This is a genomic window from Ideonella sp. B508-1 (assembly GCF_000333615.1).
Taxonomy (GTDB): Bacteria; Pseudomonadota; Gammaproteobacteria; order Burkholderiales; family Burkholderiaceae_C; genus Ideonella.
Window position 1 is genome coordinate 1 of sequence record NZ_BADL01000088.1, and the last position, 19,742, is coordinate 19,742.

Below are 19,742 nucleotides of genomic sequence, written 5' to 3' on the forward strand. Positions count from 1 at the left end.
ACCGTTGTGTACGTCTTCTGATCGCCCGCATAGTCAACCAAGAAGGTATTATCCTTTCCAGGGTTGAAAGACGCACACGTATACGAGTAATTATCAGTATTAATACCATGCGCATCCGCATACGCATAGAAAGGGCGTGAATCGCACATATCGTCAATCGTCTGACGCAAAGTGCGATATGTCACCTTTGCCCCACCCATCAGGTCTTCCGTCAACGCGCTTTCAATGCCAAGCGTCAATTCATCCTGATAGGTCGGCTTAATCCCTTGGGCGGAAACACTCTTTACATCTTTAGCTTGCCCAAGCTCATTGTTAGCCGAAGCAGCCGGTCCCATAGAGGTAAGCCCGGTAGGCAAGCCGGTCACGGGATCCACCCCCGTGTAGGCAAAGTACTGAGTCGTGTACAACGACCGACTGGCGCCTCGGACGGCCACATGGGTCGGGATCTGCAGGCTGTAACGGCCGGCAGAGCCATATACCTTCATTGAAGCATCCCCGTTGACATCCCACGCCGCAGCAAAACGTGGGCTCAGGAAATTATCGGACTTCAAGAAGGTCTGACCGTCGCCGTTCTTGTTAACAAAACTCTCGTTACGCAGCCCCGCGGTCAGCAACAAGTCCTTGGTGACCTTCCAGCGATCTTCAATGTACTGCGCAGACTGATTGGATTGCGCCGCAGTCGCATCGTCAAAGATGTAATCAATGACATAGTAGTACCTACCGTTCACTGCATTGGTAAAGCCGCTGATCGGACCATCACCGCCGGGGTTTGCAGCTCCATTAGAAGTGCTGCGATACAACCATGAATGTCCACCTGCAACCGTCTCGCCGGCACCTTCGGACTTCAGCCGGTTCTCATCCAGGCCGGCACGAATCGTATGGTCACCCAAGCGCAACTCACCATCCAACCGGAAAGACTTAGTCGTGTCGTGCGCCCCATCCGGAATCAGCGTTGTCGTTGCCGGCAGAGGATTCAGTGCATCTGCAGGCTGGACATAGGTCAGATTCGGATTCCGCCCCGTGGCATTCCACCCAAACGTCGGAGCAGTAGGAGGGAAACTAAATGTATCGGCGTGATTGGAGCGACTTTGCCCATAGAGAGCCGTGAGCGTAAAGTCATCCGTGAAGTTGCCCGTATACTTCAGAACTTGAGCATCACCACCGACAGCAGGCGTGATATTTGCCGCATTCTTAGCATACTCAGTGTAGACGTACTTCCCCTTTTGACCGGCGGCATAATCATAACCACTATACTTATCGGTGGTCTTGTAATTATCGCCAATCAACGTCAATTCCAACTGGTGATCCTCATTGAGCAACCAGTCGAACTTCCCCAGATAACGAGTATTAGTATCAACCTCATCCAGCCAACCGTTCGTGCTCAACAATGAGCTACCCGTATCAGCATTCACCCCAGTGGAGTGAGTACGGGTGTAGTCGGCCGCCAAGAACATGAACAGCTTATCTTCAATCAGCGGACCACCAACGTTAGCGCTGTAGGTATACTCCGTCTTGGTATCTTTTGAATGATCAAGGAAAAGCTTGCCATCCGTATCACCATTACCGTCGTATCCGGTCAGGGCCTTGGTATTCGGATAATAGTTCTTGGGCAGTTTGGCTTTCAGGGCGTTAGGTTCAATCTCAAAACCAACACCACCGTGCCATTCATTCGTTCCGCTCTTCGTTGTGATATTCACCACCCCGCCGACGGAACGCCCGAATTCAGCACCGAACCCGCCCGTCTTGATATCAGCCTGGGATACGGCGCCATAAGGCAGCTCAATCGAACCCAGCTGACTCAATGCATTGGTAACAGGGAAGCCATTGATATAATACGAGTTCTCCGAAGGAGCGCCACCTCCGATGCTGACACCACCAGAGTAGCGGTTATCTGCTTTAACGGTATTGGCGGCCAAGGCGATGATGCCATTCAGGTCCTTGGATGCAATAGGAAGGGCCGCCAATTGCTTCGCGGTAAAAGTGCTTCCGTTCTCAGAACTGGACACGTCGATCGTCTTAGCACGACCCACGACTTGCACCACCTGAGTGCCACCCAAGGAACCAGCAAAGCTGACCTCGGCCCCCTGCCCTGCTAGCACCTCGAAAGACACCGTGCTAACGGCCTTGCCATTTTTTTGCAGAGTAGCGGTGTAGCTACCGGGCGGCAGAGCCACCGCTTGGAACGAGCCCTCGCTGTTCACAGACACCACCCGCTTCAAGCCGGTGCCGATGTTTTTAACCACCACTTGATCGCCAGCCTGAGCCGCCACGCGACCGAACACTGAGCCAACGGTATTCGACTGGGCGAGGACCGTGCCCGAGATGCAGCTAAGACTGACCGCCAATGCAACGGCAGAATACCGCCACAGCTGAGAAGGTTTCTTGATTTGTGCCACTGACTACTCTCCAGATGGTTGATCGATAGACCCACTCCAGGAGCAAGGCACATGCCGGTCTTGTGAAGCCTTTATGTACTTGCTCCTGGAACGTGTGAACCGATTGTGACGGAAGGTCACGTCCGGGGAGTCCCCCCACTAATCCTTAGTGGCACGCAAACAGGCTGTTTTGTTGCTTGAATGCTGCACAGAACTAGGGGGAACGAGGGTGGTTGACGCCAGTTGTGGCGTCTCGCCTCTTTGTCGGCGATCTTTCCTCGGTCAGACCAGTCATCTAGAAAGCCGGCTCAGTGCCAGCCGATGAGGGCGTCCCGCCCTTCCACAGCCAACTGCACGCGCATGCCCAGAGGCATGGTGACCTTGGTCGGCACGTGCCCGAAGGGGAAGCCGGTCAGGATGGGCACGCCGGTCTGCTGGCGCAGATGCTCGACTGCGGCCTTGAGGTCGTAGCCGCGGTCCATGGGTGACTTGCGCCACTCGGTGAAGGCCCCGAGCAGGATGGCCTTCTGCGCGGCGAACACACCGGCCTGGTGAAGCTGCAGCAACATCCGCTCGACGCGGTATGGGTGCTCGGCCACATCCTCCAGGAAGAGAATGCCGCCGCGCACCTTGGGCCAGTGCGGCGTGCCCAGCAGGGAACACAGCATGCTCAGGTTCCCCCCCCACAGAACACCGCTGGCGCTCAGGCCATCGAAACCGGCCGGCGCGCGAAAGCCCACGGCTTCGAGCTCTCCGAACATGGCCTCGCAAAAGCAGTCCGGCGTCACCTCGTCCAGGGACTCTGCACCAAAATCGCCCGCCGCCATTGGACCGCACCAAGTTGGCGCCTTCTTGTGGGCCAACAGCCCCATCTGCAGGGCGGTCAGATCGCTGTGCCCGACCCAACGCGTGCCCTGGTCCACACTGCGGGCCAGCAGATCCCAGTCCAGGCGATCCAGCAGACGGGACAGGCCATAGCCGCCCCGCGTGGCCAGGGCGACGGAGGGGGCCTCGGCGGCCACCCGGTGGATGGCGGCCAGACGCTGATCGTCGTCGCCAGCGAAACGCTGACTCTTGGACAGCGCCGCTTCGTCGATGCGCACCGCGAAGCCTCGGGCCTTCAACCGGGCCGCGGCCAGCTTGACCGGCGCGGCCTTCAGCACCACGCCGGCAGGCGAATAGATCGTGAGGGAAGGCTTGGCTTCGAGGTTCATGTCAGACCACGGGTAGGAGAAAATTCGTCAAGGGCATCCAGCGGCAGTTCCTGCACCTCCCCGGCGGGAATGGCCGAGGTCAGAGGTGGGTCCGCCGCCTCCGCAGGGGCCGCCTGTCGCAAGGCACGCTGCTGGCGCCGACGCTCCGCAAAGAAGTCCCGCAGGATCTGCCCGCAGGCATCGGACATCAGCCCGCCCTGCACCTGGGTGTGGTGGTTCAGCTGCGGCTGGGCAAACAGATCCACCACCGAACCGGCCGACCCTGTCTTCGGATCCAGCGCCCCGAAGACCACCCGCTTGAAGCGCGCATGCATCAGGGCCATGGCGCACATGGCACAGGGCTCCAGGGTGACGAAGAGCTCGCAGTCGGGCAGGCGGTAGTTCTCCACCAGTTGGGCCGCGTGCCGCAGCGCCACCAGTTCGGCGTGGGCCGTCGGATCGTGCGTGGTGATGGGGCGGTTGTAGCCCGTGGCCAGCACCTGGCCGTCGCGCATGATGACCGCGCCCACCGGCACCTCGCCGGCCAGCCAGGCATTCTGGGCCTGGTCCAGCGCGATCCGCATCGCGGCTTCGTCCTGCGTGGAGAATGTGGGCGTGATGCGCTGTGGCTCGGTCATGATCGGTCGCGGTGGACGGGCATGATGCCACGCCCCGGGCCCGATCACCGCAACAGAACAGCCAGCACGGGCGCCATCAGCACGTTCATCACGCCCACCAGCACCATCACCAGCCCCGCGACGGCCCCCTCCTCGCGCCCCACCTGGCTGGCCTTGGCCACGCCCGCACCGTGGGCCCCCATGCCGAACAAGGCGCCCCGGGCCAGGCTGCTGCGCAAGGGCAGCCAGCGCAGCATGCCCTCGCCCAGCGCGGCGCCCAGCACGCCGGTGAAGACGACGAACACGGCGGTCAGATCGGGCACACCCCCGATGTCGCCCGACACGGTCATCGCAAACGGCGTGCTGATGGAGCGCGGCAGCAGGCTCAGGCGCAATTCCCCCCCGACACCCAGCAAGGTGGCCAGCCCCCAGGCCGACACCATGGCGGCCGAACTGCCCGCCACCATGCCCAGCAACAGTGCCGGCCAGTGGCGGCGGATCAAGGCCCGCTGCTCGAAGATGGGCACAGCAAAGGCCACCGTGGCCGGCCCCAGCAGCAACACCATCCAGTGCGTACCGCGGATGTAGTCGCTGTAATCTTCATGGGCCAGCAGCACCAGTGCGATGAGCACGGCCGGTGTCATGGCCAGCGGCGCGCTCCACCACCGGGGCAGCAGCCGATGAAAGGACTTGGCGGCCAGGTAGATGAGGATGGTGATGGTCGACCATCCAAGGGTCAGCAACAACGTGCCCATGACAGCTCCTCAGGCCGTGGCCTCGTGATGGGTCAGGCGCAGCACCATGTCGACCACCACCGACGTGACGGCCATCACGGTCAGCGTGCCCAGCACGATCACGGCCAGCACCTTGGCGCCCAGCCAGCCGAACAGCTCAGGGTGGTTGAGCACCGCCAGCACGGCCGGCACGAAGAACAGCAGCATTTCGGCCAGGAACCACTGGGCGCCGCGACGCAGGCTGCCCAGCTGAATCTGGCCGGTCGCCAGCAGCAGCAGGGTGAGCACCATGCCGACGATGCCGCCGGGCAGGCCGATGCCGCTGACCCGAACAATGGCTTCGCCCGCCAGCCAGGCCAGCACCAACAGAGCGATCTGCACCAGGCGATGGTGGCGCCACTGGCGACGTGCGATCACGGACATGTCATGCAAGCTCATGGGAATTACCTCCTGCTGGCTTGCAATGTATGGCGCACCGCAGCATGATGAAAGCGAATTGTTCTACTGACTTCAATTCCAATTTGGAATGGACATCAAACTCCGCCCCCTGCGCGCCCTGGTGGAAGTGACCCGCCAGGGCGGCTTTTCACAGGCGGCCCGCACCGTCTTCGCCACCCAGTCCGCCGTCAGCAAGGCCGTGCGCCAGTTGGAGGAAGATCTGGGCTTCGTGCTGCTGGACCGCGACGTGCACCCGCCACGCCTCACCCCGGCGGGGGAGATCGTGCATCGGCGCGCCCTCACCCTGCTGGCCGAGCAGGACGACCTGCTGGCCGAGCTCAACGCCTTGCGGGGGCTGCAGCGGGGCGAACTTCGCCTGGGTCTGCCCCCCATCGGCAGCAGCCAGCTCTTTGCGCCGGTGTTCGCCACCTTCCGGGCCCGCTACCCCGGCATCGACATCCGGCTGGTGGAGCACGGCTCCAAGCGGCTGGAAGAGGTGCTGCGGGCCGGCGAAATCGATCTGGCCGGCCTGCTCGCGCCGGTGCCCGCCGAGTTCGATTTCAAGCTGGTGCGCCAGGAACCCATCGTGGTCCTGATCGCAGCAGCCCATCCCCTGAGCCAGGCCTCAGAGCTCGAACTGGCTCGACTCTCGGCCCTGCCCTTCGTGCTGTTCGAGTCGGGCTTTGCGCTCAATCCGATCATCCTGGAGGCCTGTCAACAGGTGGGCTTCACGCCCCATGTGGCGGCGCGCACCAGCCAGATCGACTTCATGATCGAACTGGTGGCCGCCGGCCTGGGCATCGGCTTCCTGCCCCGCATGATGGCCGAGCAACGGCGGCACAGCGGTGTGCGCGTGGTGGGCCTCACCGCTCCGTCACTCACCTGGCTCATGGCGCTGGCCTGGCGGCGTGGAGCCTATCTGTCCCATGCGGCCCAGGCCTGGCTGGATCTGATTGATCCTGCGCGCTGAGCAGTCCCGAGCAGCTCAGGCCTGATTCACGTCAGGCAGAGACCAGCGCCCCAGCACGCGGTGCTGGGTCTTGCCCAGCAGGCTGTGAATCAGCACGAACTCCCGCACCGTCCACCGCAGCGGTTCGACCGGCGATTCCGGCAGCTCGCGCGGTGCGTAGGTGAGCGTCACATGCGGGGTGAAGCGGACATCCACCGAGTGCCCCAGACCCTCGCGGGCCATGGCCAAGCCCAGCTCACGCTGGAAGTCCATCAGGGCGCCGTCCTGACCTTCGGCCGACCGAAGGACGAACGGTGCCTTGTCCCGCCGCATGCGAAAGCTCATCGCGTAGTCCAGTACCACCTCGAAGGGCGGGCTGGCCATGCGTGTGGCCGCGCGGCCCGCAGCGTCCACCACGTCGGCGGGCAGGCCGGCATGGTCGCCCAGATGGTGCAGCGTGATGTGCAGCCTCTCCGGCGCAATCAGTTTGCTGTGCAGGCCGTGCGTCTCGCACAGCGCCTTGCCGAGTGCGGTGATCTGCGCACAGGCTGCCACGGAAGGCTGCAAGGCAAAGAACAGCCGGTCCGTCGGCACCGCCGGCGGCGGCGCCTCGAAACCCATCAGCGACAGCTGGTCGGACAAAGGCTCACTCCCACTCGATGGTGGCCGGCGGCTTGCTCGAGACGTCGTAGGTCACGCGGTTGATGCCACGCACCTCGTTGATGATGCGGCTGGAGACCTTCTTGAGCAGGCTGTAGGGCAGCTCGGCCCAGTCGGCCGTCATGAAGTCGCTGGTCTGCACCGCGCGCAGGGCCACCACGTAGTCGTAGGTGCGGCCATCGCCCATCACGCCCACGCTCTTGACCGGCAGGAAGACGGTGAAGGCCTGGCTGGTCAGGTCGTACCAGCTCTTGCCGGAGTTCGGCTCGATGGTGGAACGCAATTCGTCGATGAAGATGGCATCGGCCCGGCGCAGCAGGTCGGCGTATTCCTTCTTCACCTCGCCCAGGATGCGCACCCCCAGGCCAGGGCCCGGGAAGGGATGGCGGTAGACCATTTCCGGCGGCAGGCCCAGGGCCACGCCCAGTTCGCGCACCTCGTCCTTGAACAGCTCGCGCAGCGGCTCCAGCAGCTTCAGGCCCAGTTGCTCAGGCAGGCCGCCCACGTTGTGGTGGCTCTTGATGGTGGTGGCCTTCTTGGTCTTGGTGCCACCGCTCTCCACCACGTCCGGGTAGATGGTGCCCTGGGCCAGGAAGGTCGCGCCCTTGTGGCCACCGTCGCCCGCCTTCAGCTTGGCCGCCTCGGCCTTGAAGACATCGACAAACAGGCCGCCGATGATCTTGCGCTTCTTCTCGGGGTCGGTCACGCCGGCCAGTTGGCCCAGGAACAGCTCGCTGGCATCCACGCGGATCACCTTCGCGTGCAGCTTGCCTTCGAACATGTCCATCACCATGTCGCCCTCGTTCAGGCGCAGCAGGCCGTGGTCCACGAAGACGCAGGTCAGCTGGTCACCGATGGCGCGGTGGATCAGGGCCGCGGCCACGCTCGAATCGACGCCGCCGGACAGGCCGAGGATCACTTCCTCGTCACCCACCTGCTCGCGGATCTTGGCGACCGCCTCCTCGATGTAGTTGCCCATGATCCAGTCGCCCGCGCAGCCGGCGATCTCGCGCACGAAACGGGTCAGCATGGCCGCGCCCTGCACGGTGTGGGTCACCTCGGGGTGGAACTGGACGGCGTAGTAGCCCTTGTCCTCGTTGGCCATGCCAGCGATCGGGCAGCTGGGGGTGCTGGCCATCAGCTTGAAGCCCTGCGGCAGGGTCGTGACCTTGTCGCCGTGGCTCATCCAGACCTTGAGCATGCCGTGGCCCTCGGCGGTGGCGAAGTCCTGCACACCGTCCAGCAGGCGGGTGTGGCCATGGGCGCGCACCTCGGCATAGCCGAACTCGCGGGTGTCGCTCCAGCTCACCTCGCCGCCCAGTTGCACCGCCATGGTCTGCATGCCGTAGCAGATGCCCAGCACCGGCACCCCCAGGTCCCACACCGCCTGCGGCGCGCGCAGTTGGTGGTCCTCGTAGGTGCTGGCGTGGCTGCCCGACAGGATGATGCCCTTGGGGGCATAGCTGCGGATGAAGTCGTCCGACACATCGTTCGGGTGGATCTCGCAGTACACATGGGCCTCGCGCACGCGCCGTGCGATCAGCTGGGTCACCTGGGAGCCGAAGTCGAGGATCAGGATCTTGTCATGCATGGTGGGATCTCAGGTGGGAGCCGCCTCGGCCTCGATCGGCTTGAGCGGAGAAGGATGGCGACGGAAATGCTGGATGGCCAGCACGGTGGCCAGCACCTGCAGTGCGGCACACAGGTAGAACGGCGCGCCGATGCGCCAGTCGCCATGCGGGTAATGGGCGGTCAGCTGCAGCAGGAAGGAGCCGATCACCGGCGCCGCCACGGCCGTCAGGCTGTTGAGCGAGGCCACCGCGCCCAGTGTGCGCCCTTGGGAATGTTCATCCACCGCGGTGGACACGACCGTCTGGAGGGTGGTGTTGACCATCATGCCGAAGATGTCGAGCACGATGATGGCGTACATCATCCAGCCCCGGTTGGCCAGGCCCCACAGCAGGTAGCAGATGGCCGAGGACACCAGGCCGATCACCGCGATGCGCTGCGGCGCGATGCGCTTGACCGCCACGCGGATCAGCCCCCCCTGCACCAGCACGGCCATCACGCCAATGGCGAACAGCGACCAGCCGTTCTCCTTCGGCCCCCAGCCGAACTTGAAGGTGGTGTAGAGCACCCAGGTGGTGTGCAGGATGAACTGGGCCAGGCTGGACAGGCCGATGACCGCGACCAGGGTGCCGATGCCTTCGGTCTCGCCCAGCCGCCGCAGCGAGGCCACCGGGTTGGCCTTGCGCCAGTCGATCGACACGCGCCGGTCCTTGGGCAGGGATTCGGGCAGCACGAACACGCCGTAGATCGCGTTCACGATGGCCAGGCTGCCCGCGACGAAAAAGGGCAGGTGCAGACTGATGTGGCCCAGCAGCCCGCCCATCACCGGGCCGAGCACGAAGCCCATGCCGAAGGTGGCGCCCAGCATGCCAAAGCGCTTGGCCCGCTCCTGCGGCGTGGAAATGTCCGCCACATAGGCCTGGGCCACCGCCGCGTTGGCCTGCAGCGCACCGCTGACCAAGCGCACGGCGATCAGCATCCACACCGCCGTGGCCAGGCCGGTGACGAAGAAGCTCAGCGCCAGGCCGGTGAAGCCCAGCAACAACACGGGCCGACGGCCGAAATGGTCGGACGCGGCCCCCAGCACCGGCGAACCGAAGAAGTTGGCCACCCCAAAAGCCAGGCTGACCATGCCGTACCAGAAGGCCTGGTCGGTCTGGGAGCCGGTGAAGGTGCCGACCAGCGGCGCCAGCACCGGGATGATGAGCCCGATCGACACCATGTCGATCAAGACGGTCAGCATGATGAACGGCATCGCGGCCGTCCGCTGGCGAGGTGTGCTTTGCGGGTTCTCGGCTGGGCTCATCGGACGCATCGGACTTCAGGCAGAGGCTTCAATGACAGCGCCCGGACGGGCCGGGCGCTGCGAAGGGTCACGACGGGAGCTCACTCCGCCCGGTAGTTGGGCGCTTCCTTGGTGATCTGCACATCGTGCACATGGCTTTCGCGGATGCCGGCCGCCGTGATCTCGACGAACTCGGCACGGTCGCGCATCTCGTCGATGGTGGCACAACCGCAATAGCCCATCGAAGCCCTCAGGCCGCCGGCCATCTGGTAGATGATCGAGACCAGCGAGCCCTTGTAAGGCACGCGGCCTTCGATGCCCTCGGGCACCAGCTTGTCAGCGTTCGGATTGGTGGTCTCGTCGTTTTCCTGGAAGTAGCGGTCGGCCGAACCGGCCTTCATCGCCCCGATCGAGCCCATGCCGCGGTAGCTCTTGTAGCTGCGGCCCTGGTAGAGGATGACCTCGCCCGGTGCTTCCTCGGTGCCGGCGAACATGCCGCCCATCATCACGGTGCTGGCACCGGCGGCGATGGCCTTGGCGATGTCGCCCGAGTAGCGGATGCCGCCGTCAGCGATCAGCGGCACGCCGGTGCCCTTGAGCGCCGTGGCCACGCTGTCGATGGCCATGATCTGGGGCACGCCCACACCCGCAACGATGCGGGTGGTGCAGATGGAGCCCGGGCCGATGCCGACCTTGACCGCATCGGCTCCCGCCTCGACCAGCGCCAGCGCCGCAGCGCCGGTGGCGATGTTGCCGCCCACGACCTCGATCTGCGGATAGTTGCGCTTGACCCAGCGCACCCGCTCGATCACGCCGGCCGAGTGGCCATGGGCCGTGTCGACGATCAGCGCATCCACGCCGGCCTTGACCAGCAGCTCCACGCGCTCTTCGGTGCCCTCGCCCACGCCCACCGCCGCACCCACGCGCAGCTTGCCGTGCGAATCACGGGCTGCGTTGGGGAAGGTGGTCTGCTTGGTGATGTCCTTGACGGTGAAGAGACCGCGCAGCTCGAAGGCGTCGTTGACGACCAGCACACGCTCGAGCTTGTGCTTGTGCATCAGCTCCTTGGCCTCGGCCAGCGAAGCGCCTTCCTTCACGGTGATCAGGCGCTCGCGGGGCGTCATGATCTCGCGCACCGGCACGTCCAGACGGGTCTCGAAGCGCAGATCCCGGCCCGTGACGATGCCGACCACACGGCCCGCATCGATCACCGGGAAGCCCGAGATGCCATGCTGGGCGGACAGCGCCTTCACCTCGTGCACCCGGGTCTCGGGCGAGATGGTGATGGGGTCCTTCAGCAGGCCGGATTCATAGCGCTTGACCCGCGCCACCTCGGTCGCCTGCTGCTTGGGCGTGAGGTTCTTGTGGACGATGCCCATGCCACCTTCCTGGGCGATCGTGATCGCCAGGCGGGCTTCGGTCACCGTGTCCATCGCTGCCGACACAAGCGGCAGGTTCAGAACGATGTTGCGGGAGAAATGGGTGGCCAGCGAGGTGTCGCGCGGCAGCACTTGAGAGAACGCGGGGACCAGCAACACATCGTCGAAGGTCAGCGCTTTGCCAAGAAGGCGCATGGGGAAAGCTCCAGACGCAAAAGCGGATTATACGGAATGCGCACACATCTTTCCTGTCCGCATGGATACACATTGCCCTGCCCGCAGGCGGAGCACCGCCTTACACTCCCGCCTGCACTCTCGACCGCATTCGTCGGATGCGATGTTTCCCCCGATCCTGCCGCCTGTCATGACGCTGTCCCGCCTTTGCCTGTTGGGCCTTCTGGCCCTCGCCGCCACGGCCGCCTCGGCCCAGTCCATCTGGAAGTGGCGCGACCGGGACGGCCACGTGATGGTCAGCGACCGGCCGCCCGGCCCAGACGTCCCGGACAAGGACATCCTGCAGCGCCCCAACGCCGCGCACCTGCCGACGGCCTCCGGAGACACCGCCCAGCCGGTCGCCGCGGCGACCTCCGCCGGCACCGACAAGGACCTGGAAGCCCGCAAGAACAAGCTGGCCCAGAGCCAGGCCGCCGCCAAGGAGGCCAAGGCCAATGCCGACAAGGAGCGCCTGAGCGCCGAGAAGGCCCAGAACTGCCAGCGTGCCCGCAACCAGTTGCAGATGCTGCAAAGCGGCGCCCGCATCGCGCGGGCCAACGACAAGGGCGAGCGCGAATTCCTGGACGACAAGGCCCGTGCCGACGAGATCGGCCGCGCGCAGCAGCAGATCAGCGCCAGCTGCGAGTGAGGCCGTCGCCCGGGCAGGCCGGCAGGGCTCAGCCGGCCTTGTCCACCTTCTGCTTGCGATAGCGCTGACGGCGCGCTTCCTTCGGATCGACGGTCAGCGCCCGCCAGATCTCCACCCGGTCGTTCGGGCGCAGCACCGTCTCCAGCGGACGGGCTTTCATCCACACCCCCACGGACAGCGTGTCGTCCAGCGGCAGCCCATGCCGTGCCAGCAGGCCACTGGCCTGCAGCGCCTGCGCCACGGTGCTGCCCGCCGGCAGCGTCAGGGCGACGCGGTCCACCTGGCGCGGCGCCGGGCTGTAGGCCACCTCGATGTCCAGCACGGCGGGCATCTCAGCGGGGGCCATAGACCTGCTCCGCGCGCTTCACGAAGGACTCGACAAAGGTGTTGGCCACCCGGTCGAACACCGGGCTGAGCACCAGCTCCAGCGGCCGGCTGGAAAAGGCATAGCGCAAATCGAACTCGACCTTGCAGGCCTTGGGCGGCTCCTGGGTCGAACCCAGCGGCAGAAAGTCCCAGGAACCTTCCAGCATCGAGAACGGCCCGTCCACCAGACGCATCAGCACCTGCCGGTCGGGCTGGTGGGTGTTGCGGGTGGTGAAGGCGTGGCGCACGCCGGCATAGTGCAGGTGCACCTTGGCCGTCACGCCGTCCTCACGCGTCTCCAGGACCTCGCCCCGTTCACACCAGGGCAGGAACTGCGGGTAGGCCGGCACATCGGTCACCAGGCGGTACATCTCGGCCGGGGTGTACCAGAGCAGGACGGACTTCTTGACGTGCTTCATACAATGGTCCGATTTTAAGGGGCCCATCGGCCCACCCTGATTGCCCCCATGTCCGCCCTGATCGCAGAAAACCGCCGAGCCCGTTTCGAATACCACATCGAAGAGCAATTCGAGGCCGGTGTGGTGCTGGAAGGCTGGGAGGTCAAGGCCATCCGCGCCGGCCAGGTGCAGCTCACCGACGGCTACGTGGTGATCCGCGACGGCGAGCTCTATCTGATCGGCTGCCGCATCAATGCGCTGCGCAGCGCCTCCACCCATGTGCACCCGGAAGCCGACCGCACCAAGAAGCTGCTGATGCACAAGGAGCAGATCAAGCGGCTGGTGGGCAAGGTGGAGCAGCGCGGCTTCACCCTGGTGCCCCTGAACCTGCACTACAAGGCCGGCCGCGTGAAGGCCGAGATCGCACTGGCCAAGGGCAAGGCCCAGCACGACAAGCGCGAGACCGAGAAGAAGCGCGACTGGGAACGGGAGAAAGGCCGGCTGATGCGCCACAAGGTCTCCGGCCCGGCCAAGGATTGAACGACACACGATGAGCAGCAGCACCCGCACCCTGGACGACATCCTCTACCCGCCGCTGGAGCCGCTGCGCAGCGGTCATCTGCAGGTCGATGGCCGCCACAGCCTCTACTGGGAGACCAGCGGCAACCCCGCCGGCATCCCGGTCATCTTCGTGCACGGTGGCCCGGGCGCGGGCACCTCGCCGCGCAGCCGCCGCTACTTCGATCCGGCCCGCTACCACATCGTCCTGCTGGACCAGCGCGGCTCGGGCCAGTCCACCCCACTGGGCGACTGCCAGGACAACACCACCGAGTTGCTGATCGCCGACTTCGAGCAGCTGCGCGAGATGCTGGGCATCGAGCGCTGGCTGGTCTTCGGCGGCTCCTGGGGCTCCACCCTCTCGCTGGCCTACGCCCAGGCCCATCCTCAGCGCTGCCTGGGCCTGGTGCTGCGCGGCATCTGGCTGGGCACGCAGGAAGAGATCGACTGGTGGCTCTATGGCGTGCGCAACATCTTCCCGAAGGAATGGGAAGCCTTCGCCGGCTTCATCCCCGAGGGCGAGCGCGGCGACCTGCTGGGGGCCTACCAGCGCCGCCTGACCCACACCGATCCGGCCGTCTACCTGCCCGCGGCGCGCGCCTGGGCCCGCTACGAAGGCGCCTGCATCTACCTGCACCCGCAACCCGAGGCGGTGGCCGCCATGACGGACGACACCGCCGCACTGGGCATGGGCCGGCTGGAGGCGCACTACTTCGCCCACCAGGCCTTTCTGCGGCCCGGGCAGTTGATCGATGGCGTGCCGGCCATCCAGCACCTGCCGGCCATCATCGTGCACGGCCGCTACGACGTGATCTGCCCGGTGCGCTACGCCCATGCGCTGGCCGACGCCTGGCCCCAGGCGCGGCTGGTGGTCGTGCCCGATGCCGGGCACTCGTCCTACGAGCCCGGCATCGCTGCCGAACTCGTGGCCGCCACCGACCGCTTTGCGGCCACCGGCCGGCTGGTCTGAGCCAGGTTCAGCGGGTGTGGTGCACGGCCTGCTGGCCGTAGACCGACACCGGCAGCCCCTCCATGCGGGCCTTGAGCTGCAAGGCCAGGTACAGCGAGTAGTGGCGTGACTGGTGCAGGTTGCCGCCGTGGAACCACAGCCCCGGCTGCTGCGTGGGCTTCCACATGTTGCGCTGCTCGCCTTCCCAGGGCCCCGGGTCCTTGGTGGTGGCCGAGCCCAGGCCCCACACCTTGCCCACCCGGTCGGCCACCTCGGGGCTGATCAGGTCGGCGACCCAGCCGTTCATCGAGCCGTAGCCGGTGGCATAGACCACCAGGTCGGCCGGCAGCTCGGTGCCGTCGTCCAGCACCACCGCGGTCTCGCTGAGGTGGCTGATGCCCTTGCCCGACTGCAGCTTGATGCTGCCGTCGATGACCAGGTCGCAGGCGCCCACGTCGATGTAGTAGCCCGAGGCGCGGCGCAGGTACTTCATGAACAGGCCCGAGCCATCGTCGCCGAAGTCCAGCATGAAGCCGGCCTTCTCCAGCGCGCGGTAGAAGTCCGCATCCCGCTCGCGGATCTGGTCGTACAGCGGCTTCTGGAAGTCGGCCATGATGCGATAGGGCAACGAGGCGAAGATCAGGTCCGCCTTGCGGGTGCTGACCCCGTTGGCCACGGCCTGCTCCGAATACAAGGCGCCCAGGCCGATCTCCATCAGCGAGTCCGAACGCACGATGTGGGTGGACGAGCGCTGCACCATGGTGACATCGGCCTCGTGCTCCCACAGCGCCGCGCAAATGTCGTGTGCCGAGTTGTTGGCCCCGATCACCACCACCTTCTTGCCCCGGTAAGCGTCCGGCCCCGGGTGCTGCGAGGAGTGCTGCTGCTCGCCGCGGAACACGTCCTGGCCGGGGATCTTCGGGATGTTGGGCTTGCCGGACATGCCGGTGGCGAACACCAGCTGCTGGGGCCGCAGCACCAGGGTCTCGCCGTCGCGCTGCACCGTCACTTCCCAGGCCTGGGTGGTCTCGTTCCAGCGCGCCTGCGTCGCCCGGGTGGACGGCCAGTAGTTGACCTCCATGACCTTGGTGTACATCTCCAGCCAGTCGCCGATCTTGTCCTTGGGCGCGAACACCGGCCAGTTGTCCGGAAACGGCAGGTACGGCAGGTGGTCGTACCAGACCGGGTCGTGCAGGCACAGCGACTTGTAGCGCCCGCGCCATTGGTCGCCCGGGCGCTCATGGGTGTCGATCACGATGTGCGGCACGCCCAGCTGGCGCAGCCGCGCACCCAGGGCGATGCCGCCCTGCCCGCCCCCGATCACCAGCACATAGGGCTGCGTGCTGCGGCCCAGCTCGGCGGCCTCCTGCTCGCGCTTCTCCAGCCAGGTCTGGCGGTGCTTGTGGATGCCGTGCTCGGCCCCCTTGGGGCGACGCAGGCCCAGCGGCTCCTCGAAGCCCTTGAGCTCCTGCATGGTGGTCAGCAGGGTCCAGATGCGGCCGTTCTTCAGGCGCAGGTGGCCGGTGCCCCGGGCCAGGCGGGTGTCGATGCTCAGCCAGGCCGAGACCACGCCGTCGGCCTCCTCCACCGTCTCCTTCGGATCGAGTTCGAAGCGCACCGGCAGGGCCGGGCTGAGCTGGTGGCGCAGCATCTCGGTGATCTGCGCCGGTCCCTCCATCGTCTTCAGGTTCCAGGTGAAGAGCACCAGGTCGCGCCAGTAGCTCTCGTCGGCGAAGAGGCCGGCCACGGCCTCGCTCTTCTCGGCGGCCAGGCCCTGGTTGAGCGCGTCCAGCACGGCCTGTGCTGCGGCCCGGGGATCGGAGGTGGAAGGAAGGGTCATGCGTGTCTCCTGTGTCGTGTTGCAGCGCTCGTCGGCGCCGCAGCTCTTTCGGCAATGCCTGTGCCAACCACCGGATCGGCACGGCGCTGCGCCCGGGTTCGAGGTGCCTTCTTCCCTTGTACAGGCCCCTGCGCTGGCCCCTCTGCGCCCGTCCCGCTGCACCCCTGTGGCGGGGCTGGCCCTGTTCGGCGCCCGCGCCACAGGTGTTGCATCGGCAGCGGACGGCTGCGACAGCGCCGCGACACCTGTCGCACCGAGCGCCTCAACGCCCCTGCGCCGGGGTGTGGGTAAACCTCCATGCAGCGCCGCAAGGCCCTTGCCCACAATCAAGTGACGCCCACGGTGGCCCCCTCGCATGAACGCACGCTCCTACGCCTCCCATGTCCAGGAGATCGAGTCCTTCGGCCTCGGTCTGAACCGCGGCGCTCCTGCGCGGGACGCGGCCGTGCTGCGCAGCTGGCAGCGCTGCATCGAACGCCATCGGCTGGACCCGGCCGCCACCTGCGAGGCCTACATCGTCCCCGAGGGCCAGCTGCGGGTGCACCGCGAGGAATCCGAGCCGCTGATCCGCATTGCCCGCAGCGGGCTGGAGCGCCTGTACCAGCAGCTGGCCGGCCTGCAGTACGTGCTGCTGCTGGCCGACCGCCACGGCATCACGGTGGACTTCCTCGGCCACGAGGGCGACGCCGACGCGCTGCGCCGCGCCGGGCTCTACCTGGGCTCCGACTGGCGCGAAGACCGCGCCGGCACCTGTGCGGTGGGGGCCTGTCTGGAAGGCGGTGAGGCGCTGATCATCCACCAGAGCGACCACTTCGACTACACGCACACGCCGCTGTCCTGCACCGCCGCGCCCATTTACGACCACCGCGGCGAGCTGGCCGCGGTGCTGGACCTGTCGCTGCTGCGCTCGCCCGAATCGCGCAGCAGCCAGAGCCTGGCCCTGCACCTGGTGACGTCCACCGCCCGGCGCATCGAGCTGGCCCACCTGATGGAGCGCTCGCGCAGCGACTGGGTGCTGCGCCTGTCCCGCTCACCCGACTTTCTGGACGTGGACCCGGACGCCGCGCTGACGCTGGACGGCGCGGGCCGGGTGCGCGGCATGACGCAGGCCGCGGCCCGCATCCTGGCGCAGGCCATCGGCCTGCCCTGGGCCGAGCGGCGCGACCTGCTGGGCCTGCCGCTGGAGCGCTTCTTCGAGCTGGATGTGGACGGCCTGCCCAGCCTGCTGCGCCACCGCCTGGCACAAGACCGCATCGTGCGCGCCCGCGACGGCAGCATCCTGTTCGCGCACGCCATCGAGCCGCAGCGCGGTGGCGCCACGCCGGTGCGCGACGCGGCCCCGGCCACCTCCACCGCCACAGCCAGCCCGGTGCCGCAGGCGCTGCGCGCCCTGTCGGCCGGCGACGCCCGCCTGGACGCGCTGCTGCACAAGGCCGCCCGGCTGGCCCCGCAGCGCCTGCCGGTGATGATCCAGGGCGAGACCGGCGCCGGCAAGGAGTACCTGGCCCGCGCCCTGCACGCGGCCAGCGGCCGGCCGGGGCCCTTCGTCGCCATCAACTGCGCCGCCATCCCGGAGACCCTGCTGGAGAGCGAGCTCTTCGGCTACCTGCCCGGCACCTACACCGGCGGCGCCAGCCGCGGCAAGACGGGCCTGGTGGAGGCCGCGCACCGCGGCACCCTGTTCCTGGACGAGATCGGCGACATGCCGCTGCACCTGCAGGCCAAGCTGCTGCGGGTGCTGTCCGAGTCGGAGATCACGCCGCTGGGCGCGCGTCAGCCCAAGCCGCTGGACCTGCGGGTCATCTCGGCCAGCCACCGGCCCCTGGCGGTGCTGGTGGACCAGGGCCTGTTCCGCCAGGACCTGCTGTTCCGCCTGAACGCGGCCCAGCTGAGCCTGCCGCCGCTGCGCCTGCGTCAGGACCTGGACGCCCTGATCGACCGCCTGGCCGAGGCCCAGCGCGCGGGCCTGCGGCCCACGCCCGAAGCCCGCGCCCTGCTGCGCGCCCATGGCTGGCCGGGCAACCTGCGCGAGCTGCACAACGCCCTGTGCCATGCGGCCGCGCTGAGCGAAGGGCCGTGCTTCGGCCCGGAGCATCTGCCGGAGACGGTGCTGGCCACGGCGGCGGAAGAGCCCCAGACCCGCGCGCTGCCCCCTCGCCTGCCGGCGCCGCCCCAGGAACCGCCCCCGCAGGTCGGCAAAGCGGCTGATCCCGTGGAAACCGCTGATCCTGCGATGGCGCTGGAGCAGTTGCTGCAGCGCTGCCAGGGCAATGTGTCCGAAGCGGCCCGCCTGCTGGGTGTCAGCCGCTCCACCATCCACCGCCGCATCCAGCGCCTGGCGCTGGGCGAGCGGCGGGTGCGGTGGTCCTCCGCCGACGGACGAGGCTGAGCCCGGAGCCCGTGCTTCAGCGCGCGTCCAGCCGGGCCAGGCCGGCGGCCAGGTCGGCGATCAGGTCGTCCACCGCCTCCAGGCCGATGCACAGGCGCACCAGCGTGCCGCGGTAGGGGCTGCCCAGCTTGCGCATGGCGCCGCCCTGGTAAGGCACGGCCAGGCTCACCGGCCCGCCCCAGCTCCAGCCGATGCGGAAACGCTGCAGCCCATCGACGAAGCTGTCCACCTGCGTGGCGCTGAAACGCGGGTCCATCTCCAGCGTCAGCAGGCCGGCCGCGGCGCGGCACAGCGCCGCCCAGTGGGCATGGCCGGGGGAATCCGGCAGCGCCGGGTGCAGCACGCGTGTCACCTGCGGCTGGGCCTGCGCCCAGGCCGCGATGCGCCGGGCGGCGGCGTCCTGCGCCGCATAGCGCAGCGGCAGACTGGGCAGGTTGCGCAGCACCAGCTCCACGTCGTTGGCGCCCACGCCCAGGCCCAGGCGGCTGTGCGTCCAGGCCAGCTTTTCGTACAGGGCCGTGTCGCGGCAGGCCACCGAGCCCATCAGCACATCGCCGCCGCCGGAGGGGTACTTGGTCAGCGCATGGATGGTCACGTCCACGCCCAGGCCCTGGCCCAACTCGAAGGCATCGAAGGCCAGGCCGGCGCCCCAGGTGTTGTCCAGGGCGATCACGGCCTGCGGCGCCTTCTCGCGCACCGTGCGCACCAGGGCCGGCAGGTCGGGGAACTCCAGCGTCACCGAGCCCGGCGCTTCCAGCCAGACCAGCTTGACCGTCTCGTCCAGCGCCTGGGCCAGGCTCTCAGGCTGCATGGCGTCGTACAGGCGGTGGCCAATGCCCCAGGCCGCCATCTCGTGGCGGGCGAAGTCCTTGCTGGGGTTGTAGACGTTGTCCGGCAGCAGCAGGGTGTCGCCCGCCTTCAGCAGGCCCATGTTGACCACGGTGATGGCCGACAGACCGCTGGGCGCCAGCAGCACGTGCTGGGCGCCCTCCAGCGTGGCCAGCCGGGCCTCCAGCGTGAAGGTGGTGGGCGTGCCGTGCAGGCCGTAGGTGTAGGCGCTCTTGTCCACCCACTGCCGCTGGCGCAGCGCGGCCATGGTGGGGAAGTAGACGGTCGAGCCTTTGCACACCGGCACCACCGGCGATTCGAAATCGCCCGGAGCGTGGTAGGGGTGGTGGATC

At 66.8% G+C, this 19,742-nt stretch carries 18 protein-coding genes; 5 read left to right on the forward strand and 13 right to left on the reverse strand.

The annotated features are described in order from the left end of the window. The 5 genes from I73_RS32320 to I73_RS03855 all read right to left on the reverse strand — a co-directional run. Positions 1-2,396, reverse strand: a 2,396-nt coding sequence (locus I73_RS32320) for a TonB-dependent receptor (protein WP_148289677.1), incomplete at its 3' end; no start/stop codon positions are given. Between the two features lie 287 nt (positions 2,397-2,683). Beyond that, on the reverse strand, positions 2,684-3,589 hold the full coding sequence (locus I73_RS03840) for an LD-carboxypeptidase (RefSeq protein WP_022979404.1): 906 nt from the start codon (positions 3,587-3,589) through the stop codon (positions 2,684-2,686). Then, entirely contained in the window at positions 3,586-4,206 is a 621-nt protein-coding gene (gene tadA, locus I73_RS03845) for a tRNA adenosine(34) deaminase TadA (RefSeq protein WP_022979405.1), read from the reverse strand. Before tadA ends, I73_RS03840 begins: the two co-directional genes overlap by 4 nt. A 44-nt stretch (positions 4,207-4,250) precedes the next feature. Beyond that, positions 4,251-4,940 carry an LrgB family protein gene (locus I73_RS03850; protein WP_022979406.1) on the reverse strand — a complete coding sequence of 230 codons (690 nt, stop codon included), beginning with the start codon at positions 4,938-4,940 and terminating at the stop codon, positions 4,251-4,253. A 9-nt stretch (positions 4,941-4,949) separates the two neighbouring features. Next, on the reverse strand, positions 4,950-5,357 hold the full coding sequence (locus I73_RS03855) for a CidA/LrgA family protein (RefSeq protein WP_022979407.1): 408 nt from the start codon (positions 5,355-5,357) through the stop codon (positions 4,950-4,952). A 94-nt stretch (positions 5,358-5,451) separates the two neighbouring features. On the opposite strand from I73_RS03855, the gene I73_RS03860 reads away from it, so the two are divergent. Beyond that, positions 5,452-6,327: a LysR family transcriptional regulator gene (locus I73_RS03860; RefSeq protein ID WP_026096275.1), complete on the forward strand. Its 876-nt coding sequence runs from the start codon at positions 5,452-5,454 to the stop codon at positions 6,325-6,327. 15 nt (positions 6,328-6,342) lie between these two features. Here the strand turns inward: I73_RS03860 and I73_RS03865 are convergent, their stop codons facing one another. The 4 genes from I73_RS03865 to guaB form a co-directional block, all read right to left on the reverse strand. Beyond that, positions 6,343-6,948: a 2'-5' RNA ligase family protein gene (locus I73_RS03865; RefSeq protein WP_022979409.1), complete on the reverse strand. Its 606-nt coding sequence runs from the start codon at positions 6,946-6,948 to the stop codon at positions 6,343-6,345. Between the two features lie 4 nt (positions 6,949-6,952). Beyond that, positions 6,953-8,557, reverse strand: coding sequence for a glutamine-hydrolyzing GMP synthase (gene guaA / locus I73_RS03870; RefSeq protein WP_022979410.1), 1,605 nt, complete (start codon positions 8,555-8,557; stop codon positions 6,953-6,955). Between the two features lie 9 nt (positions 8,558-8,566). Next, positions 8,567-9,850 (reverse strand): TCR/Tet family MFS transporter, encoded by a 1,284-nt coding sequence (locus I73_RS25805; protein WP_374701941.1) that lies wholly within the window; start codon positions 9,848-9,850, stop codon positions 8,567-8,569. Positions 9,851-9,921: 71 nt separating this feature from the next. Beyond that, the gene (guaB, locus tag I73_RS03880) at positions 9,922-11,394 is read right to left on the reverse strand and encodes an IMP dehydrogenase (RefSeq protein WP_022979412.1); all 1,473 of its coding nucleotides are present in this window, start codon (positions 11,392-11,394) and stop codon (positions 9,922-9,924) included. Between the two features lie 169 nt (positions 11,395-11,563). Between guaB and I73_RS03885 the strand changes: the two genes are divergently transcribed. Continuing rightward, positions 11,564-12,061 carry a DUF4124 domain-containing protein gene (locus tag I73_RS03885; RefSeq protein WP_026096276.1) on the forward strand — a complete coding sequence of 166 codons (498 nt, stop codon included), beginning with the start codon at positions 11,564-11,566 and terminating at the stop codon, positions 12,059-12,061. A gap of 28 nt (positions 12,062-12,089) precedes the next feature. Here the strand turns inward: I73_RS03885 and I73_RS03890 are convergent, their stop codons facing one another. Both I73_RS03890 and I73_RS03895 read right to left on the reverse strand, forming a co-directional pair. Further along, positions 12,090-12,407 carry an RnfH family protein gene (locus I73_RS03890; RefSeq protein WP_022979414.1) on the reverse strand — a complete coding sequence of 106 codons (318 nt, stop codon included), beginning with the start codon at positions 12,405-12,407 and terminating at the stop codon, positions 12,090-12,092. Continuing rightward, entirely contained in the window at positions 12,394-12,846 is a 453-nt protein-coding gene (locus tag I73_RS03895) for a type II toxin-antitoxin system RatA family toxin (RefSeq protein WP_022979415.1), read from the reverse strand. The genes I73_RS03890 and I73_RS03895 overlap by 14 nt, the downstream gene beginning before the upstream one ends. 48 nt (positions 12,847-12,894) lie before the next feature. Between I73_RS03895 and smpB the strand changes: the two genes are divergently transcribed. Both smpB and pip read left to right on the forward strand, forming a co-directional pair. Next, entirely contained in the window at positions 12,895-13,365 is a 471-nt protein-coding gene (gene smpB / locus I73_RS03900; protein ID WP_022979416.1) for an SsrA-binding protein SmpB, read from the forward strand. A 10-nt stretch (positions 13,366-13,375) separates the two neighbouring features. Then, positions 13,376-14,353 (forward strand): prolyl aminopeptidase, encoded by a 978-nt coding sequence (pip, locus tag I73_RS03905; protein WP_022979417.1) that lies wholly within the window; start codon positions 13,376-13,378, stop codon positions 14,351-14,353. A gap of 7 nt (positions 14,354-14,360) precedes the next feature. On the opposite strand, the gene I73_RS03910 is transcribed toward pip, so the two are convergent. Beyond that, positions 14,361-16,172, reverse strand: a complete 1,812-nt coding sequence (locus I73_RS03910; protein ID WP_022979418.1) for an NAD(P)/FAD-dependent oxidoreductase — start codon at positions 16,170-16,172, stop codon at positions 14,361-14,363. Positions 16,173-16,527: 355 nt separating this feature from the next. Between I73_RS03910 and I73_RS03915 the strand changes: the two genes are divergently transcribed. After that, the gene (locus I73_RS03915; RefSeq protein WP_022979419.1) at positions 16,528-18,561 is read left to right on the forward strand and encodes a sigma-54-dependent Fis family transcriptional regulator; all 2,034 of its coding nucleotides are present in this window, start codon (positions 16,528-16,530) and stop codon (positions 18,559-18,561) included. Between the two features lie 16 nt (positions 18,562-18,577). On the opposite strand, the gene I73_RS03920 is transcribed toward I73_RS03915, so the two are convergent. Beyond that, positions 18,578-19,741 (reverse strand): PLP-dependent transferase, encoded by a 1,164-nt coding sequence (locus tag I73_RS03920; RefSeq protein WP_022979420.1) that lies wholly within the window; start codon positions 19,739-19,741, stop codon positions 18,578-18,580. Position 19,742 lies beyond the last annotated feature (1 nt).